Origin of the sequence: Bifidobacterium ramosum, assembly GCF_009299505.1 — a bacterium.
Lineage (GTDB): Bacteria > Actinomycetota > Actinomycetes > Actinomycetales > Bifidobacteriaceae > Bifidobacterium > Bifidobacterium ramosum.
The window spans coordinates 158,249-174,889 of the sequence record NZ_WBSM01000001.1 but is presented as its reverse complement, the minus strand read 5'-3'; the positions used below and the strand labels follow the sequence as shown (position 1 = coordinate 174,889).

General features: G+C 65.7%; 9 protein-coding genes. 2 read left to right on the top strand and 7 right to left on the bottom strand.

Going from position 1 to position 16,641, the window contains the following annotated elements:
* Positions 1 to 94: 94 nt before the first annotated feature.
* The 3 genes from DSM100688_RS00670 to DSM100688_RS00660 form a co-directional block, all read right to left on the bottom strand.
* Positions 95 to 1,243 (bottom strand): GNAT family N-acetyltransferase, encoded by a 1,149-nt coding sequence (locus DSM100688_RS00670; RefSeq protein ID WP_163146753.1) that lies wholly within the window; start codon positions 1,241 to 1,243, stop codon positions 95 to 97.
* Between the two features lie 542 nt (positions 1,244 to 1,785).
* Entirely contained in the window at positions 1,786 to 3,318 is a 1,533-nt protein-coding gene (locus DSM100688_RS00665; protein WP_152357257.1) for a peptide MFS transporter, read from the bottom strand.
* Positions 3,319 to 3,451: 133 nt separating this feature from the next.
* Complete coding sequence (locus DSM100688_RS00660; protein ID WP_152357256.1) at positions 3,452 to 5,719, bottom strand: alpha-galactosidase; 2,268 nt, start codon at positions 5,717 to 5,719, stop codon at positions 3,452 to 3,454.
* A 360-nt stretch (positions 5,720 to 6,079) separates the two neighbouring features.
* Between DSM100688_RS00660 and pepN the strand changes: the two genes are divergently transcribed.
* On the top strand, positions 6,080 to 8,692 hold the full coding sequence (pepN, locus tag DSM100688_RS00655; protein WP_152357255.1) for an aminopeptidase N: 2,613 nt from the start codon (positions 6,080 to 6,082) through the stop codon (positions 8,690 to 8,692).
* Positions 8,693 to 8,964: 272 nt separating this feature from the next.
* Here pepN and DSM100688_RS00650 read toward each other — a convergent pair whose 3' ends face one another.
* The gene (locus tag DSM100688_RS00650; protein ID WP_152357254.1) at positions 8,965 to 11,013 is read right to left on the bottom strand and encodes a beta-galactosidase; all 2,049 of its coding nucleotides are present in this window, start codon (positions 11,011 to 11,013) and stop codon (positions 8,965 to 8,967) included.
* A 110-nt stretch (positions 11,014 to 11,123) separates the two neighbouring features.
* Positions 11,124 to 12,689: a peptide MFS transporter gene (locus DSM100688_RS00645; protein ID WP_152357253.1), complete on the bottom strand. Its 1,566-nt coding sequence runs from the start codon at positions 12,687 to 12,689 to the stop codon at positions 11,124 to 11,126.
* Positions 12,690 to 12,932: 243 nt separating this feature from the next.
* On the opposite strand from DSM100688_RS00645, the gene DSM100688_RS00640 reads away from it, so the two are divergent.
* Entirely contained in the window at positions 12,933 to 13,883 is a 951-nt protein-coding gene (locus DSM100688_RS00640) for an AraC family transcriptional regulator (RefSeq protein ID WP_152357252.1), read from the top strand.
* Between the two features lie 162 nt (positions 13,884 to 14,045).
* Here the strand turns inward: DSM100688_RS00640 and proC are convergent, their stop codons facing one another.
* Both proC and DSM100688_RS00630 read right to left on the bottom strand, forming a co-directional pair.
* On the bottom strand, positions 14,046 to 14,846 hold the full coding sequence (proC, locus tag DSM100688_RS00635) for a pyrroline-5-carboxylate reductase (protein WP_152357251.1): 801 nt from the start codon (positions 14,844 to 14,846) through the stop codon (positions 14,046 to 14,048).
* A gap of 204 nt (positions 14,847 to 15,050) precedes the next feature.
* A complete protein-coding gene (locus tag DSM100688_RS00630) occupies positions 15,051 to 16,568 on the bottom strand; it encodes a peptide MFS transporter (RefSeq protein ID WP_204316607.1) in 1,518 nt (505 codons plus the stop codon).
* Between the last annotated feature and the right edge of the window lie 73 nt (positions 16,569 to 16,641).

Sequence of the window (16,641 nt, the reverse complement as noted above, 5' to 3'; positions counted from 1 at the left end):
AACGGACATGCAGCCGATTTCGGTACCGAAATCGGCTGCATGTCCGTTAAGGAGAGCGGCGTATGGGGAAAAAACTCCCCACCCAAGGAAACCGCTAGTTCAGGTCGGACCAGTACCAGCTCACCGGCAGCGGGAACCAGCCGGCCGGCGTATGCGGCAGGTCGCGGCGGTATCGCGCACACAGGCCGCCGAGCAGCGTCTGCGCATCGGCCTTGTCCAGCCGCGGCGCATCGTCGTCCGCGACACGCTCCGCATGCACCGCGCCGTCGGCGACGGTCACGGTGACCGGCTGCCCATCCAGCACCGCGCTGAACCGTCCCGGCTCCACGCCCCACGATTCGTTGGCCGCCGCGAGATACGCCTCGATCATGGCCGCATAGTCGAGGATGTCGCATTGCGTGAGGTTTTCGACCGACGCGCCTTCCGAGAAGATCGACAGCTGCTCGTTGAGTCCCACGTCGGTCGGGCTGATGCGCAGGTCGAACGAGTCGAGCCCGCGCGGCTGCAGCGACGTCCAGTACGCCTTCATCACCGCTCCGGCGTCCCGCGGGTCGAACAGGGCCACCTCATGCACCTGCGATGGGTTGCGCCGGTCGCGCGTCAGGTAGCCGAGCACCTCACCGCCGCGCACCGCGGCGAGCGCGTCGCTGCGCAGGTGGGCCAGCGTGCGGTCGAGATAGGCGCCGTCACGTTCCACATGCACCGTGCGCGCGTCGTTGAGTCGCTGGGCGATCTCGACGTCACCCGGTTCGTCGAATAGCGGTCGGAAGGCGACGTCGTCGGCGTCGACGGACGCAAGCGCGTGCTTGACGTCGCTGCCGTTCATGCCGTACGAATACTCATAGCCGAACGGCGTGTAGCCGAAGTACGCATAGCGGTGGCGTAGTCCCCACAGCACGAGCAGGTCGACGTCGCCGGCGTCCCGTGCCTCCTGCTGCAGCAGGTTCACGACGCCCTGCATGTGGCCTTCGCCGCGGTGGCGCGGATGCACGCCGACCACGCCGAGGAACCAGGCGTGCAGCGTATGGCCGGCCACGCTCAAGGTCTGCGGGTACATGGCGGCGACCGCCAGCAGACGGCCAGTCGTCTCGTCTTCGGCGACGACGTGGCGCGCCGGCTGGTTCGGTTCGGGGCCGTATGTTTTGGACAGGGCCCCGTTCGGCCGCATGCCGCCGAACGAGAGGTCGATGAGGTCGATGACGTCGTCGAGTTCCGACGGACGCATGTCGCGGTAGATGGTCATGGATGCTCCTTCTGCGACCGGTATGGCCGCCGTCCGTACCGGTCGGGTACGGCCGGATATGACCGGTGCGCTGATGATACGACTGAGGTGATGGTTGATCGGGTGGGCACGTCGCCGTCGACTACGCGTGGTGCGGACGTTCCTTGTGGGAGCCTGTGTCCGTAGGACCGGATCGCCGCCTCCCCTACTGCATCGTGGCGGCCGTCCTGTCCGTTGTCTTCCAGCGTATCGCGGCATGGCCTCGCCGCGTAGGTGAACATGATGCGATGAGGTGTATTTTTCTTCGATGCCGCGCCACGCGCAACACACACGCACGGCACACGCATACCCCGGCACATAACGAAAACGGACAACCAGCCGATTCGTATATCGAAATCGGCTGGTTGTCCGTTGAGAAACGAAAAACTCTCGGCTATGTACCCCACCAGCATCCTTCCTTCTAACGGACATGCAGCCGATTTCGGTACCGAAATCGGCTGCATGTCCGTTAGAGGTCGTTAAAGGTTAGGGGATCGAAACCCCTTCCCGCTCGAGGGAAACGGTCAGGCGTTCACGTCGGTGTCGACCTTGGCTGTGATGATCTTGCCGAGCTTCTTGGTGAAGACCAGCACGATCAGACCGACGAGGATCGTGATGCCGCCGATGGCCGCGAAGTACGGGGCCTCGGAGCCTTCGTGGTAGAAGTTCACGGAGATCGCGTTGAGCGCGGCGCCGGTGGACTGCGAGATCGACCAGACGGTCATCATCTGGGTGGAGAAGGCCAACGGGGCGACCAGTGAGGCGGCCGAGTAGCCGGACGGCGACGTGATGGCCTCGCCGAGCATGATGAACACGTAGAAGACGAGCAGCCACAGCGGGCTGACCTTCTGGCCGGCCGGATAGAGCACGAACGGGATGGCCATGAACAGCGGACCGGCACCCCACAGGATGGTGCCGAAGCCCATCTTGGAGACGACGGTGGGCTGATGGTCGCCGAGGCGGGTCCACAGCGTGGTCACGACGATGCCGAAGATGACGGCGAGCGCGGCGGACCAGGTGCCGAACGCGGCCGGGGTGATCTCCATGCCGAACAGGTTGCGGTCGACGGTGGTGTCGGCGTAGGTCGCGAGGATCGACGTGGACTGCGTCCACACCCACATGGCGAACACGTTGCACACGAACAGCGGGATGATGGCGCTCAGACGCTTCGCCTCGGGGCGGGTGGTCTTCTTGCTCATCATGATGTAGGCGAGGTAGACGATCGGGATGAAGATGGCGCAGGTGCTGACGACGGTGGTGAACGAGCCGATGGTGACGAGCTTGGTGCCGAGCAGCACGCCCATGAGCGCAACGACCACGACGATCACGGCGAACACCTTGACGGTGAAGCTGGTGCGCTTGGCTGGCGGCACCGGGTCGTCCGGCAACGCGCCGATCGGGCCGAAGAACTGCTTTTCGGTGAGCAGGTAGGCGACGACGCCGAGCACGGCGAACACGGCGCACAGGGCGAACGCCGGGTAGTAGCCGGTGGCCAGCGCGATGGTGCCGGCGATGAGCGGCGCCACACCGCCGACGTTGTTGATGATGTACAGCATGGAGAACGCACCGTCACGACGCTTGTCCTGCTTGTCGTACATCTTGCCGGCGAGCGTCTCGACGCTGCGGCCGGTGATCATCGCGGCGACGCACAGCAGGATCTGGTTGGCGGCGTAGCCGAACACGCCGAGGAACGGCAGGGAGATCACCACGTAGGCGAGCGCCGTGGTGATACGGCCGAGGCGCAGGGCCTTGCGCGGACCGAGCACACGGTCGGCCATGTACGAGCCGACGAGGCCGCACAGCAGGGCGGCGGTCGAATACAGCGAGATGAGCTGCGATGCCTCGGCCTCCGTGAAGCCCAGGCCTTCGGGGGCGGGCTTGTACAGGAAGTAGATGAGGATGGCGCTCATGCCGCCGTAGGCGAAGCCATTGCACAGGTTCATGAAGCTCAGCGTGCCCACCGCGCTCGGGTGGCCGAGGAACTTCGTGCCGTGTCGGAGCTTCTCCGCAAGATCGTGGCCGGCGCCGGCCTCCTGCGGGTTGGTTGATTGACTCATGGGATTGCTCCTTCTTGATTCTTCCACTTGACGCTCCCCCATCGTCAGGGAAGCGACGGTATCCATTTGCGACCGGACCGCACGCCGCGGCAGTCACGCGTCGTCGCGACGCACGGCCCGACGGTCGTCCGCGTCAGCAGGCGGTGATTTCGAACAGGCGCGACTGATAGTCGCCCTGGTAGATCCATGTCGTCCACGGGCCGAAGCCGGAGTCGGACACGTCGAAGCCGTGCCGCATCAGCTCGTCGCCGTAGAAGCGTTCGCCGTCAACCTGCGGCATGCGGTACGCGGTGTCCTTCACCGTGTATTCGCGGTCGGGATCGAGTCCGTCGAGCCGCAGCGAACGGTAGCCCTCGTTGACCGGCTGATGCGCGCGGTAGTAGCCCACGAGCGCGCGCGAACGGTCCTCGGACACGACCATCCACGCGGTCTCCGCGCCCTCCTGCAGTCCGACCGGATTGGCCCCGTAGGGGCTGATGAGCCGGTAGAACGTGCCATGCGCGATGAGGTCGTAATGCTCCTTGAAGAACGCGATCTGCCCGCGGATCTCCTCCTGCTCCTCCGGCGGGATCTTGTTGACGTCGAGCTCGTAGCCGAACGTGCCGAAGTATGCGACGTCGGCGCGCGTCTTGAGCGGCGTGCGGCGGAACACCTGATGGTTCGGCACGGCGGAGACGTGGCTGCCCATGCTGGAGATCGGATATCCGAACGATGTGCCGTACTGGATCTTGAGGCGCTCGATCGCGTCGGAGTCGTCGGAGATCCAGCCCTGCGGCGCGTAGTACAGCATGCCGGCGTCGAACCGGCCGCCGCCGGAGGCGCACGATTCGAACAGCACCTTCGGGAACTTCGCGGTGAGCCGCTCGTACAGCGCGTACACGCCGAGGATCTGCCGGTGGTAGACCTCGCCTTGGAACTCGGCGGGGCGGCCCTGCGAGAACACGTCGGTCATGGACCGGTTCATGTCCCACTTGACGTAGCTGACGAGTCCGGTGCCGAGGATCTTCTCCATCTGTTCGGCGATGTAGTCGACGACCTCGGGTTTGGTGAAGTCGAGTTCGAACTGGTTGCGGCCGTGCAGCGGCGTGCGGTCGGGCACGCGGATCATCCAGTCGGGGTGCGCCTTGTACAGCTTGGAGTCCTTGCTGATCATCTCGGGTTCGAACCACAGGCCGAACTGCATGCCGAGCGACGTGATGCGGCGGGCCAGCCCCTCGACGCCGTTGGGCAGCTTCTTCGGATCGGCGAACCAGTCGCCCAACGAGCTTTCGTCGTTGTCGCGGTGGCCGAACCAGCCGTCGTCGAGCACGAACAGGTCGACGCCGAGCTCGTGCGCCTTCGCGGCGATGCCGTACAGCTTGTCCTCGTCGAACCGCATGTAGGTGCTTTCCCAGCTGTTGATGAGCACCGGGCGCGGCCGGTCGCGCCAGTAGCCGCGGGCGAGGCGTGTGCGGTACAGGCTGTGGTAGGCCTGGCTCATCGCGTTGAGGCCGTCCGCGCTGTACGCGATGACCGCCTCCGGCGTCTGGAACGCGTCGCCGGGCTTGAGCGGCCATGCGAAGCCTTCGGGGTGGATGCCCATCATGAGGCGGGTCACGTGGTAGTTGTCGACTTCGACCTGGCCGAGGAAGTTGCCGCTGTAGACCAGGCTCACGCCGAAGCATTCGCCGGCCTCCTCGGTGGTTTCGGGGCGCTTGAGGATGAGGAACGGGTTGAACTGGTGCGAGCTGTGGCCGCGCAGGCTGTAGATGGACTGGACGCCGGTATGCAGCGGGCGTTCGTCGAGATGACGTTCGCGGCCCCATGCACCGGTGAAGTCGAGCATCGTCCAGCGCGCGTCGGACAGGTCGATGTTGACGCTCATCGCGGCGTCGAGCGTGACCGTCGTCTCGCCGTGGTTGACGAAGCGCGCGTTGCGGGCGAGCACCGGACGGTCGGCGTACAGCGTGTACGACAGTTCGAGTTCGACCTTGGTGACATGGTCGACGAGCGTGATCGTCAGCGTCTCGGCCTCGTCGTCGTGCTCGACGTAGGTCGCGGGCAGGCCGTCGAGCTTCGGCTTGCCGGGCGTGATCGCGTACGATGCGTACGTGAAGTCGGCGTACCGGCTGCCGTCGGGGTTGACGATCGTCGCGGCCATGTTGCGCAGATCGCCGTTGCCGGTGACCGGATACTCCTGCTTGGTGTCCTCGAGCGAGAAGCTCTGGTCGCCCTCGTAGACGCAGGGGTCCATGTCGCGCCGGTCGTTGACCTGCATGTGGGTGAAGTTCTCACGGTCCCTCAGCGGCGCGCCGAAGTACAGCTGGCCGATCTGGCCGTTGCGCAGCACGTCGATGATGTAGCTGAAATACCGGTTGTACAGGTGAAACACCTTGGTGTTCTCATGCACGACGATAGGCATTGTCGCATCTCCTCTCGGTGTGAATCCGTCCGCGGACGCTCCCGTGCGCCGCGCGATGCCTTCACGATACGGGATCGAGACGCGCCCGTTCGATGGACAGAACTTATGTTCGGTGGACTCCCGTTCGCACTTGCGCCCATGGTGCACGGTTCGGCGGGCAAGTGGACTATTGTTCGATTGTGCGGATAATCGTTGGCATTGCGCCGTTTCCACGGGCTTTCCGCGCGATTTGCGGCTACGATGAAGCCATGTTCCGACACGCCGGCGTGGATGTCGCCGCCGCGCACCGGGGCACGGTACACCATTCACCCGGGCGCTCCCCGCACAGGCCGGCGCCCATGATCAAGGGGGAACATCGCAATGCCGGGAACCAATCTGACCCAACAGGAGGCCATCGAACGCCGTGCCGTCGTCGCCGGCAGGCCGGACTATCGCATATCGCTGGACGTGACGAAGGGGCCGGACACGTTCCCGTCGTCCACCACGATCACGTTCGACGCGGCGCCGGGCGCGTCGACGTTCCTCGACCTGACCGCCGACGAGGTCGTCTCGGTCACGCTCAACGGCACGGCGCTGGATCCGGCCGAGGCGTACGCCGATTCGCGCGTCACGCTGCCGGACCTGCGCGAGCACAACGTCGTGACCGTCGAGGCCGTCTGCCGGTATTCGAAGACCGGCGAGGGCCTGCAGCGCAGCGTGGACCCGGCCGACGGCAACGTCTACCTGTACACGCAGTTCGAGGTGCCGGACGCGCGGCGCGCCTTCGCGGTGTTCGACCAGCCCGACATCAAGTCGACGTTCACGTTCGACGTCGCCGCGCCCGCGTCGTGGCTCGCGCTGTCGAACACGCCGGTCGCCGCCTGCGAGGACGTGCCCGGCGCGCTCACCGAGCCGGGCACGCTGGTCGACCGGCCGGCCGAGGGCGTGCGCCGTTGGACGTTCGAGACGACGCCGGTCATGTCGTCGTATCTGACGGCGCTGGCGATCGGCCCGTACGCCGAACGCCGTTCCTCGTACGCCAACGCAGACGGCCGCACCATCGCGATGGGCCTGTACTGCCGGCAGTCGCTCGAGGACGCGCTCGACCGCGACGCCGAGTACCTGTTCGACGTGACCAAGAAGGGCATGACGTTTTTCGCCGCACAGTGGGATGTGCCGTATCCGTACGCGAAGTACGATCAGGTGTTCGCGCCCGAATACAGTTCCGGCGCGATGGAGAACATCGGCCTGGTCGTGGTACACGACCGGTTCATGTTCTCCTCGAAGGTCGACGCCGGCGATCTCGAGGATCGCGACCGCACGCTGCTGCACGAGCTCGCGCACATGTGGTTCGGCGATCTGGTGACGATGAAATGGTGGAACGACCTGTGGCTCAACGAGTCGTTCGCCACGTTCATGGGTTATCTGGCCGGCTGCGAGGCCGCCGGATGGCCGGACGACTGGTCGAGCTTCTGCTCGTGCCAGAAGTACGGCGCGCTCGACGCCGACCAGCGGCCGACCACGCATCCGGTCGTCGCGCCGATCCACGATCTCAACGACACGTACGTCAACTTCGACAGCATCACCTACACCAAGGGCGCGGCGGTGCTCAAGCAGATGGTGTACTACGTGGGCCGCGAGGCGTTCTTCAAGGGCATCCACGATTATCTGACCCGGCTCGCGTACGGCAACGCCACGCTCGACGACCTGCTCGAATCGCTGCAGCGCGCCAGCGGCCGGCCGATGCGCGACTGGGCCGAACGCTGGCTTGAGCACGCGGGCATGACCATGGTCGAGGCGGATGCCGACACTGCCGCAGACGGCACGATCAGCCGTCTGACCCTGCGCCAGAGCGCGCCGGGCGAACGGCCGGTGCTGCGTCCGCACCGCATCGCGGTCGGCTTCTACGATCTGGACGAGGTGAGCGGCCGGGTGACGCGCACGGCGCGCTTCGAACTCGACTTGGACGGCGCGACGGCCGACGTGCCCGAGGCGGTCGGCTTGCGCCGGCCGGATGTGATTCTCGTCAACGACGACGATCTGACCTACACGAAGATCCGTCTGGACGAGCGGTCGCGCGACTTCGCGGCCGAGCATCTCGCGCAGTTCGCGGATCCGCTGGCCCGCGCGGTGATCTGGCAGTCGTTCTGGTCGATGACGCGCGACGGCGAGTTCCCGGCCGAACGGTTCATCGACCTGACGCTGCGCGCGCTGCCGACCGAGGATCAGGCGGCGACGTTCACGTACAGCATGCGCGAGATGCAGATCACCGCGCAGCATTACGTGCCGGCGGCGCGGCGCGTGGCCACGATGCGGCGCATCTCCGAGGAGGTGTGGAGGCAGATCGGCGAAGCCAAGCCCGGTTCCGGCCAGCAGTTCCAGCTGCTCACCGCCTATCTGGCGAAGTACGCGGCGGACCACGGGTTCGAGGCGCATGCGCGCGGACTGCTCGACGGCACGGTCGCGCTCGAGGGCATCGAGATCGACGACGGCATGCGCTGGAAGATCCTGCGCGCCCTGGCCGCACGCGGATTCCTGTCCGAGGCGGACGTCGACACCGAACTGGCGAAGGCGGACACCTCGAAGAACCGCGAGAACGCGCTGGCTGCAAAGGCCGCGATCCCGACGGCCGAAGCGAAGGCGAAGTACTGGGATCTCATGCTCCATGACGAGTCGCTGGCGCACACGCAGCTGTGGGAGATGGCGCCGGCGTTCAACTCGGATCTGGGATGCGAGGACCTGTATGAACCGTACGCGCAGCGGTATTTCGACGAGGCCGAGTGGATCTGGACGCACCGTTCCTTCCATGTGGCGGACGTGCTGCTGCGGTTCCTGTACCCGGAGCACGCGCCGGCCGCGTTGCTGACGAAGCTCGGTGACGAGTGGCTGGCCGCGCATCCGGCGGGCAAGACCGACGCCGCGCTGCGCCGGCTGGTCATCGACGCCGTCGACGGCTCCCGCCGCGCCGCCCACGCCGAAGCCGCCAACAACTGACACTCCCTGACGGACATACAGTCGATTTTCCGTCAAAAACGGCTGGATGTCCGTCGAAGTGCGGGGAGGCGACCCACTTGGGACGTCCCGGAGCGAGATAACGCCCCTCCCCCTTGCGGACAACCAGCCGATTTTCCGACGAAAACGGCTGGATGTCCGCTGACGTTGAAAAGCCCATATCACCGGGGAACGTTCCTCAGCGATATGGGCTTAATCATTGCGGACAACCAGCCGTTTTCGTCGGAAAATCGGCTGTATGTCCGTTTACAACCTCAGAGACGGATCACGCGCAGACCATACGGCTCGAGGTCGAACAGACCCGCGATTCGCCCGCCGTCGAGCACCGATGTGCCGGACAGGTCCTCGGGCAGGTCGACGGCGCGCGTCTCGCCGCCGTTGTTGAGCACGAACACGAGCCGGTGTCCGTCGTCGTACGTGCGCACGCGGATCTCCACGTCGTCCGGCGTCTCGACGGTGCGCAGGCCGGCGTCGCGCGCCAGCACGTCGGCGAACCAGTCCATGCCCTCCGTGTCCAGGTCGGTACCGACGTAGTACGCCTTGCCGTCGCCGACCTCGTTGACCGTCGCAGCGGCCATGCCGGCGTAGAAGTCGCTCGCGTACGTGGCGATCACCCGCGACGTGACCGGATGGATGAGCTCGGCCACGATCGTCCCCTCGACCTCGCGTCCGGCGCCGGCGGCCCCGGCGACGCCACCGTCGCCGAGCCGTACCTTGACCGGCCGTTCCGGCGGCAGCGCGTCGATCTCCTCGCCCCACGAGCCGCACAGCTCGCGGAACGCGCCCGGATACCCGCCGAGGAAGACCTGGTCATGCTCGTCGGCGATGCCGGACATGGTCGTGGCAACGAACCGTCCGCCGCCGCGCACGTACGCGTCCACCGCGTCGGCCACGCCCGGCTTGACCATGACGAGCGCGGGCGCCAGCACCGCACGGTATCGCGCGAGCCGGTCGGCCGGCGTGGTGCTGGGAATCATGTCGACCTGAATGTTGCGCCGGTACAGCGCCGCGTAGTACCGGTGGATCTGGTCGACGTACTTGAGCAGCACGGACGGGCCGGACGAGTAGAACATCGCCCAGTAGCTCTCCCAGTCGAACATGATCGCGACCTGTGAGTCGACGCGCCCGCCCATGTACTCCTTGCCATGTTCCTTGAGTTCGGCGCCGAGCTGCGCGACTTCGCGGAACACGCGCGTGTTCTCGGTGTCGGCGTGGCTGATGACCGCGCCGTGGAACCGTTCGGTGCCGCCGATCGACCGGCGCAGTTGGAAGAACTGCACGGTGTCGGCGCCGTGGGCGATGGCCTGGTAGCTCATCACGCGCATCTGGCCGGGGCGTTTGAGCGAGTTGTACGGCTGCCAGTTCTGCTGGCTCGGCGTCTGCTCCATGAGCATGTACGGCTTGCCGCCGCCCACGCCGCGCATGAGGTCGTGGCGCATGGCCACTTCGGAGGCCGGGAAGTCGTAGCGCGGGTAGCTGTCCCAGCTGATGACGTCCATGCCCTTGCCGAGGTCGAAGTAGTCGATGTCCATGAACACGCTCATCAGGTTGGTGGTGATGGGCGTGGTCTTGTCGTACTCGCGGATCGCGGTTTTCTCGTCGGTGAAGCAGCGCTTGATGGACTGGCTCATGAAGCGGCGGTAGTCGATGGACATGCCGGAGAGCGTCGCGCAGCCGGGCTCCCATTCGTCGCCGAGCTTGTCGGGAACGGCGATGTCGTCCCAGTCGTAGAGCGTGTGCCCCCAGAAGTGCGTGTACCAGGCGTGGTTGACCGCGTCGATGGTGCCGTACTTGTTCTTAAGCCATGCGATCCATGCGGCGCGGCAGTTCTCGCAGTAGCAGTACGCGCCGTATTCGTTGGAGACGTGCCAGGCGACCAGTCCGGGCGTGCCGGCGTAGCGCTCGGCGAGCTTGCCGGCCAGTCGCGGCGCATACTTGCGGAACGTGGGCGAGTTCGGGCACGGGTTGTGGCGTTCGCCGAAGTGGTGGCGCACCTCGTTCTCGTCGGCGTACATGACGTCGGGGTGACGGCGGGCCATCCATGCGGGGATGGCCGCGGTGGACGTCGCCATGACGATGCCGAAACGATGGTCGACGAGCAGCTTGACGATGCGGTCGAGCGTCGAGAAGTCGTATTCGTCCTCGCTGGGCTGCAGTTGCGCCCAAGAGAACACGTTGATCGTGGCCTCGTTGATGCCGGCGTCCTCGAGCATCCTGATGTCGCGGAGCCAGACGCTCTCGTCCCATTGCTCGGGGTTCCAGTCGCCGCCGTAGTAGAAGCGGTCGAACAGTGGCTGTGTCATGATGTGCTTCCTTTGGTTGATCGGTTGGTTGATGATGTGACCTGCCGGCCGATGACCGTGCGTCGCGGCCGCGTATGCACAGGGCGTATGCGCGGCCACGACCGGTCGGCTTACTTGAGCGACGCCTCGTCGACGCCCATCGCGTGGGTGAGCTTCTTCGAGAAGACGAGCACGAGGATGCCGAGGACCGCGGTCACGCCGCCGACGAACAGAAAGTAGGTCGCCTCGGAGCCTTCGTGGTAGAAGTTGATCGACAGCGAGTTGAGCGCGGAGCCGGTGGATTGGGACAGCGCCCAGACGGTCATCATCTGCGTGGCGAACGCCTTCGGCGCCACGTCGGAGGCGGCCGCGTAGCCCGCGGGACCGCCGCTGGCCTCGCCAATCATGATGAGCAGCCAGAACACGAGCACCCACAGCGGGCTGACCTTCACGCCGGCCGGGTAGAGCGTGAACGGCAGGGTCATGAGCAGCGGGCCGGCTGCGTACATGATCGTCGAGAAGCCCATCTTCGCCGCGTTCGACGGCTGGTGGGAGCCGAGCTTCGTCCACAGGGTCACGAACAGCGTGCCGAACGCCACCGCGAGGAAGCTGCCCCAGGTCTGGAAGGCGGCCGGTGTGATCTCGAAGCCGAACAGGTTGCGGTCGACGGACTTCTCGGAGTAGATCGAGATGATGGTGATCGTCTGCGTCCACACCCACATCGCCACGGCGTTGCAGGCGAACAGCGGCAGGATGGCGATCACGTGATGCGATTCCGCGCGGCTCGTCTTGCGGCTCTTGATGATGTACGCGAGGTAGACGAGCGGGATGAAGATGGCGGCCGTGCTCACCGCGTTCGAGAACGCGCTGATGGTGATGACCTTCATGATGAACAGCGTGGCGACGACGGCGACCGCGGCCACGACGATGACGATCAGACGCACGATGAAGCCGCGGCGCTTGTCCTGGGCGATCGGATCGCCGGGCGTCAGGCCGAGCGGGCCGAAGAACCGCTTCTCGGTGAGGAAGTACAGCAGCCAGCCGGCGAGCGCGAACACGGCGCCGAACGCGAAGCCGGCCCAGTAGCCCGCGTATTGGGCGATCGTGCCGACGATGAGCGGGGTGAAGATGCCGGCGATGTTCGAGAACACGTAGGTCATGGTGAACGCGGCGGCGCGGCGGCCGTCGCCTTCGGCGTACAGCATGCCGAGCAGCGCCTCAAGGCTGCGGCCGCCGAACATCGCGGAGACGCTCAGCAGGGTGAGGCTGGCCATGGTGCCGGCGATGCCGAGGAACGGGAACATGAGCAGCATGAAGCCGATGACCTGGCCGAGACGGGCGTAGCGCAGGCCGCGACGGGGACCGAGGATGCGGTCGGCCACGTAGCTGCCGACCAGGCCGCACAGCACGATGAAGGTGCTGTACAGCGAGAAGATCTGCGCGGCTTCGGTCTGGCTGAAACCGAGGCCGCCCGGCGCCGACGCGTACATGTAGTAGATGAGGATGGCGTTGATGGAGCCGTGGCCGACGCCCATGCCCAGATTGAGCAGGGACAGCGAGCCGGTGCCACGCGGGTGGCCGATGAACGACCGTTCCCGGTGGATCTGCGCGATGCGCTCCTCGTCGCTCAACGCGTCCGCCGCGCCGCTTCGCGCAGCCGTCCGGGCCGAAGCCGACGCCGATACCGCTTGTGTCATGTTCTCTCCCTTGATCGCGATGATCGTCGCGGTCCGTTGCCGCACGATCGTCAATACTCCCTGTGGTCGCGGAACCCGCGCCGGCCGACCGCTGCGCTGCGGCCGGTCCGGTGTGCGTTCCGTACGTCACTATACGATCGCGACGATCGCGCCGCCATGGACAAAACGAATCGGAGCATGCACGAAATACGATCACTGATCATCGGCATTGCACGAGACAAGCACGGAAACATATCATGAAGTATGCACGAAAATGAACCATCGTATGAACGTTCCCGCAAGTCGGACGATATGTACGCGAACTGCGGATACCTCATCGATTCAATGCGCGACGTGATCGTCGACACCGAACGGCCGCTCACTGTGGGCTGCTGCGGCTGCTACCGGCTCATCACGCGCCCGCAGCTGCGCACGTACCGGCCGGAGGGCCGCGCCGACTACCAGATCGTCTACATCAACGACGGGCAGGCGTGGTTCGACAAGACGATGGACGGCACGGGACTCGTGGTCGGCCCGGGCACGATGGTGGCGTTCCGGCCGGGCGAACCGCAGTCGTACGTGTACACGGCCGACTACCGCACCGACGCCTGCTGGGTGCATTTCTCCGGCACCGCCGCCGAGGAGATGCTCCGTTCGGCCGGGTTCACCGACACGCAGCACGGCATCATGCACGTGGGCACCGACCCGGAGTTCCGGCGGCTGTTCGACTCCATGATCCGCGAACTGCAGCTGCGGCGCGAGGGGTTCCGGCAGCTGCTCGAATACCAGCTGCGCTCGCTGGTGATCCGCATCCGCCGGCAGATGGCGGAGAATCTCACGGCGAGCGATCCGACGTCGGCGACGCTCGTGCAGGACGCGATCCTGTACTTCAACGAGCATTTCAGCGAGGACATCTCCATCACCGACTACGCGGCCGGACTCGGCATGAGCGATTCGACGTTCACTGGCCTGTTCAAGCAGGCGGCCGGCATGCCGCCGAAGCGCTATCTCACGTCCGTGCGCATGAAGCACGCGTACAACCTGCTCACCGCCACCGAGTACCCGGTCAACGAGATCGCGCTCATGGTCGGCTACGACAATCCGCTGTACTTCTCGCGGCTGTACCGCAAGTACGCCGGCCTCTCCCCCAGCGACCAGCGCCGGCTCGGCCCCCAGCCGCCCGTCGTCGCCCCCGATCCACTCACGAACGCCTGATCCCTTAACGGACATGCAGCCGATTTTCCGGCGAAAACGACCGTATGTCCGTTAGGAGAGTAGCACGTAGGCGCTTCGGAGCGTTCCATGGCGATATGGCCCCTCAACTTCAACGGACATGCAGCCGTTTTCGCCGGAAAATCGGCTGCATGTCTGTTGATGTTATGCCTCGATCGCGTCGACGGCGTTGATGACGGCGCCGCGGAAGCCGTCCTTCTCGAGCTGGGCGACGCCGCGGATCGTGGTGCCGCCGGGCGAACACACCGCGTCCTTCATCGCGCCCGGATGCGTTTCGGTGGCCATGTAGAGCGCACCCACGCCCTCGATCATCTTCGCCGCCAGACGGTAGGCGGTGGCGCGCTGCAGACCGTACTTGACGCCCGCATCGCCCAGCGCCTCAAGGTACATGTCGGTGAACGCAGGCGCGCAGCCCGCGATGCACATGGCGATGTTCATATGCGCGGTGTCGACGCGTTCGATCAGGCTGATCGGCGCGAACAGCTCCTCGAACGTCCGCGTCTGCGCGTCGGTGAGCGTGTTGTCGGTCTCGGTGACGAGCACGCCCTTGCCGACGGCCATCGGCGTGTTCGGGATCGTGCACTGGATGTGCATGCGCTCGGCCGCGTCGCCGAACAGTGCGCGGTACTTCGCAAGATCCCAGCCGGCGGCGATCGACACGACGATCTTGTCCGGCTTGGCCAGTTCCTCGGCGATCGGGCCGAGCACGGACTCGATCTGATACGGTTTGATCGCGACGACCACCACGTCGGCCGCGACGGCGACCTCGGTCGCGCTGTGCAGCGGCCGCGCGCCGATCGTCGCCGTGGTCCGCTCGAGCTTGTCGTAGTGCGCCGCGCAGGCGACGATATGGCCGCCCGCCACGACGCCGGCATCGACCAGTCCTTGCGCGATGGCCTGCGCCATGTTGCCGTATCCGATGAACCCGATGGTGAGATTGCTCATAGTGGCTCCTTGTCGCGGGGATGTTCCGACGTCGAGTCTAGGCCATGGCTGCCCACGCCGCCAGCCGGTCTCATTCCCCTGCGCACGGCACGCCATAACGCGGCGAGGGCACGGACATCCGTCCGCGCCCTCGTCTGTCAGAGTCCGGCGCCAGTCACGAACGCCGGTCTACGATATTGGCTACTCAGCCATGCCAGCCGCCAACTACTCCTTCGCGCCGGTCATGACCCCGCTGATCTTCCTGGAGAACACCAGCACGAGCACGCCGAGCAGGGCCGTGGTGCCGCCGATGGTCAGGAAGTAGGGCACTTCGCCGCCTTCGTGGTAGAAGTTCACCGACAGCGTGTTCAGCGCCGCACCGGTCGACTGCGACATGCTCCACACGGTCATCATCTGCGTGGTGAACGCCACCGGCGCCACCTCGGCCGCCGCCGCGTAACCGGCCGACGAGGTGATGGCCTCGCCGAGCATGATCAGCACCCAGAAGATCAGCAGCCACAGCGGGCTGTCCTTGCCACCCTGGTTGAGCGCGAAGGGGATCGCCATGAACGCCGGGCCGGCGGCCCACAGCAGCGTGCCGAGACCCAGCTTGGTCGGCGCCTTCGGCTGGCGGTCGCCCAGCTTGGTCCACAGCAGCGTGGTCAGCGCGCCGAAGGAGACGGCGAGGATGCAGCCCCAGGTCTGGAAGGCGGCAGGCGTGATCTCGAAGCCGAGGAACATGCGGTTCACGCCCTTGTCCGTGTACACGGCGAGGATCGAGATGCACTGCGTCCACACCCACATCGCGAAGATGTTGCACAGGAACAGCGGGATCAGGCCGAGCAGGCGCCGGGCCTCGACGCGCGAGGTCTTCTTGCTCTTGAAGATGTAGATGAAGTAGACCACGGGGATGAAGATGGCCGCGGTGCTCACGTAGTTCGAGAAGGTCTTGACGCTCAGCACGCCGGCGGCGAACAGCACGCCGATGACGGCCAGCACCACCACGATGATGAGCACCAGGCGCAGCACGAAGGCGTTGCGCTTGGCCGGAGGCACCGGGTCGTCGGGCTTCAGGCCGACCGGCCCGAAGAACTTCTTCTCGGTCAGCCCGTACACGCCCAGAGCCACCAGCGCGAACACGGCCGCGACGGCGAACGATGCGTAGTAACCGAACACGTCGGCGATGGTGCCGACGATGATCGGCGCGAAGATGCCGGCGACGTTGGAAAGCATGTAGAGCATGCTGAACGCCGCGGTGCTGCGCTCGTCGCCCTTGCGGTACATCTTGCTGGCCAGCGCCTCGGTGCTGCGGCCGGCCACCATGGAGCCGAGGCACAGCACGATCTGGCTGCCGACGTAGCCGTACACGCCCAGGAACGGCAGGGCCAGCATCGTGTAGCCGACCAGCGAGGCGAGTCTGGCGCACCGCAGCGAGGTGCGCGGCCCGAGTATGCGGTCGGCCACGTAGCTGCCGACGATGCCGCACAGCAGCATGAGCGTGGAGAACAGCGACATGAGCTGCGAGGCGTCGCTGTCGCTGAAGCCCAGGCCGACCGGCGACTGCTTGATCAGGAAGTAGATCAGGATCGCGTTGACGACGGACGATCCGACGCCGTTGCACAGCTGCATGATGCTCAGCGTGCCGATGGCCTTGGGGTGCCCGATGAAGCCGTGGTCGGCGCGCAGCCGCTCCACCTCCTTCATCTGCTCGGGGGTGAACTTGTCATCCGATGAATGTGCCATGATATTCCTTTCTGTGATGGTGCGCACCGGCCGTCGACGGTGACGGACCGGGTGCGCAATCCGATGGTCGGGC

What these genes read in the sequence shown, in the direction of transcription:
- DSM100688_RS00650 (WP_152357254.1), bottom strand. Translation starts at nt 11,013, where the DNA reads ATGACACAGCCACTGTTCGACCGCTTCTACTACGGCGGCGACTGGAAC.
- DSM100688_RS00660 (WP_152357256.1), bottom strand. Translation starts at nt 5,719, where the DNA reads ATGCCTATCGTCGTGCATGAGAACACCAAGGTGTTTCACCTGTACAAC.
- DSM100688_RS00645 (WP_152357253.1), bottom strand. Translation starts at nt 12,689, where the DNA reads ATGACACAAGCGGTATCGGCGTCGGCTTCGGCCCGGACGGCTGCGCGA.
- DSM100688_RS00640 (WP_152357252.1), top strand. Translation starts at nt 12,933, where the DNA reads ATGCACGAAAATGAACCATCGTATGAACGTTCCCGCAAGTCGGACGAT.
- DSM100688_RS00670 (WP_163146753.1), bottom strand. Translation starts at nt 1,243, where the DNA reads ATGACCATCTACCGCGACATGCGTCCGTCGGAACTCGACGACGTCATC.
- DSM100688_RS00665 (WP_152357257.1), bottom strand. Translation starts at nt 3,318, where the DNA reads ATGAGTCAATCAACCAACCCGCAGGAGGCCGGCGCCGGCCACGATCTT.
- pepN (WP_152357255.1), top strand. Translation starts at nt 6,080, where the DNA reads ATGCCGGGAACCAATCTGACCCAACAGGAGGCCATCGAACGCCGTGCC.
- DSM100688_RS00630 (WP_204316607.1), bottom strand. Translation starts at nt 16,568, where the DNA reads ATGGCACATTCATCGGATGACAAGTTCACCCCCGAGCAGATGAAGGAG.
- proC (WP_152357251.1), bottom strand. Translation starts at nt 14,846, where the DNA reads ATGAGCAATCTCACCATCGGGTTCATCGGATACGGCAACATGGCGCAG.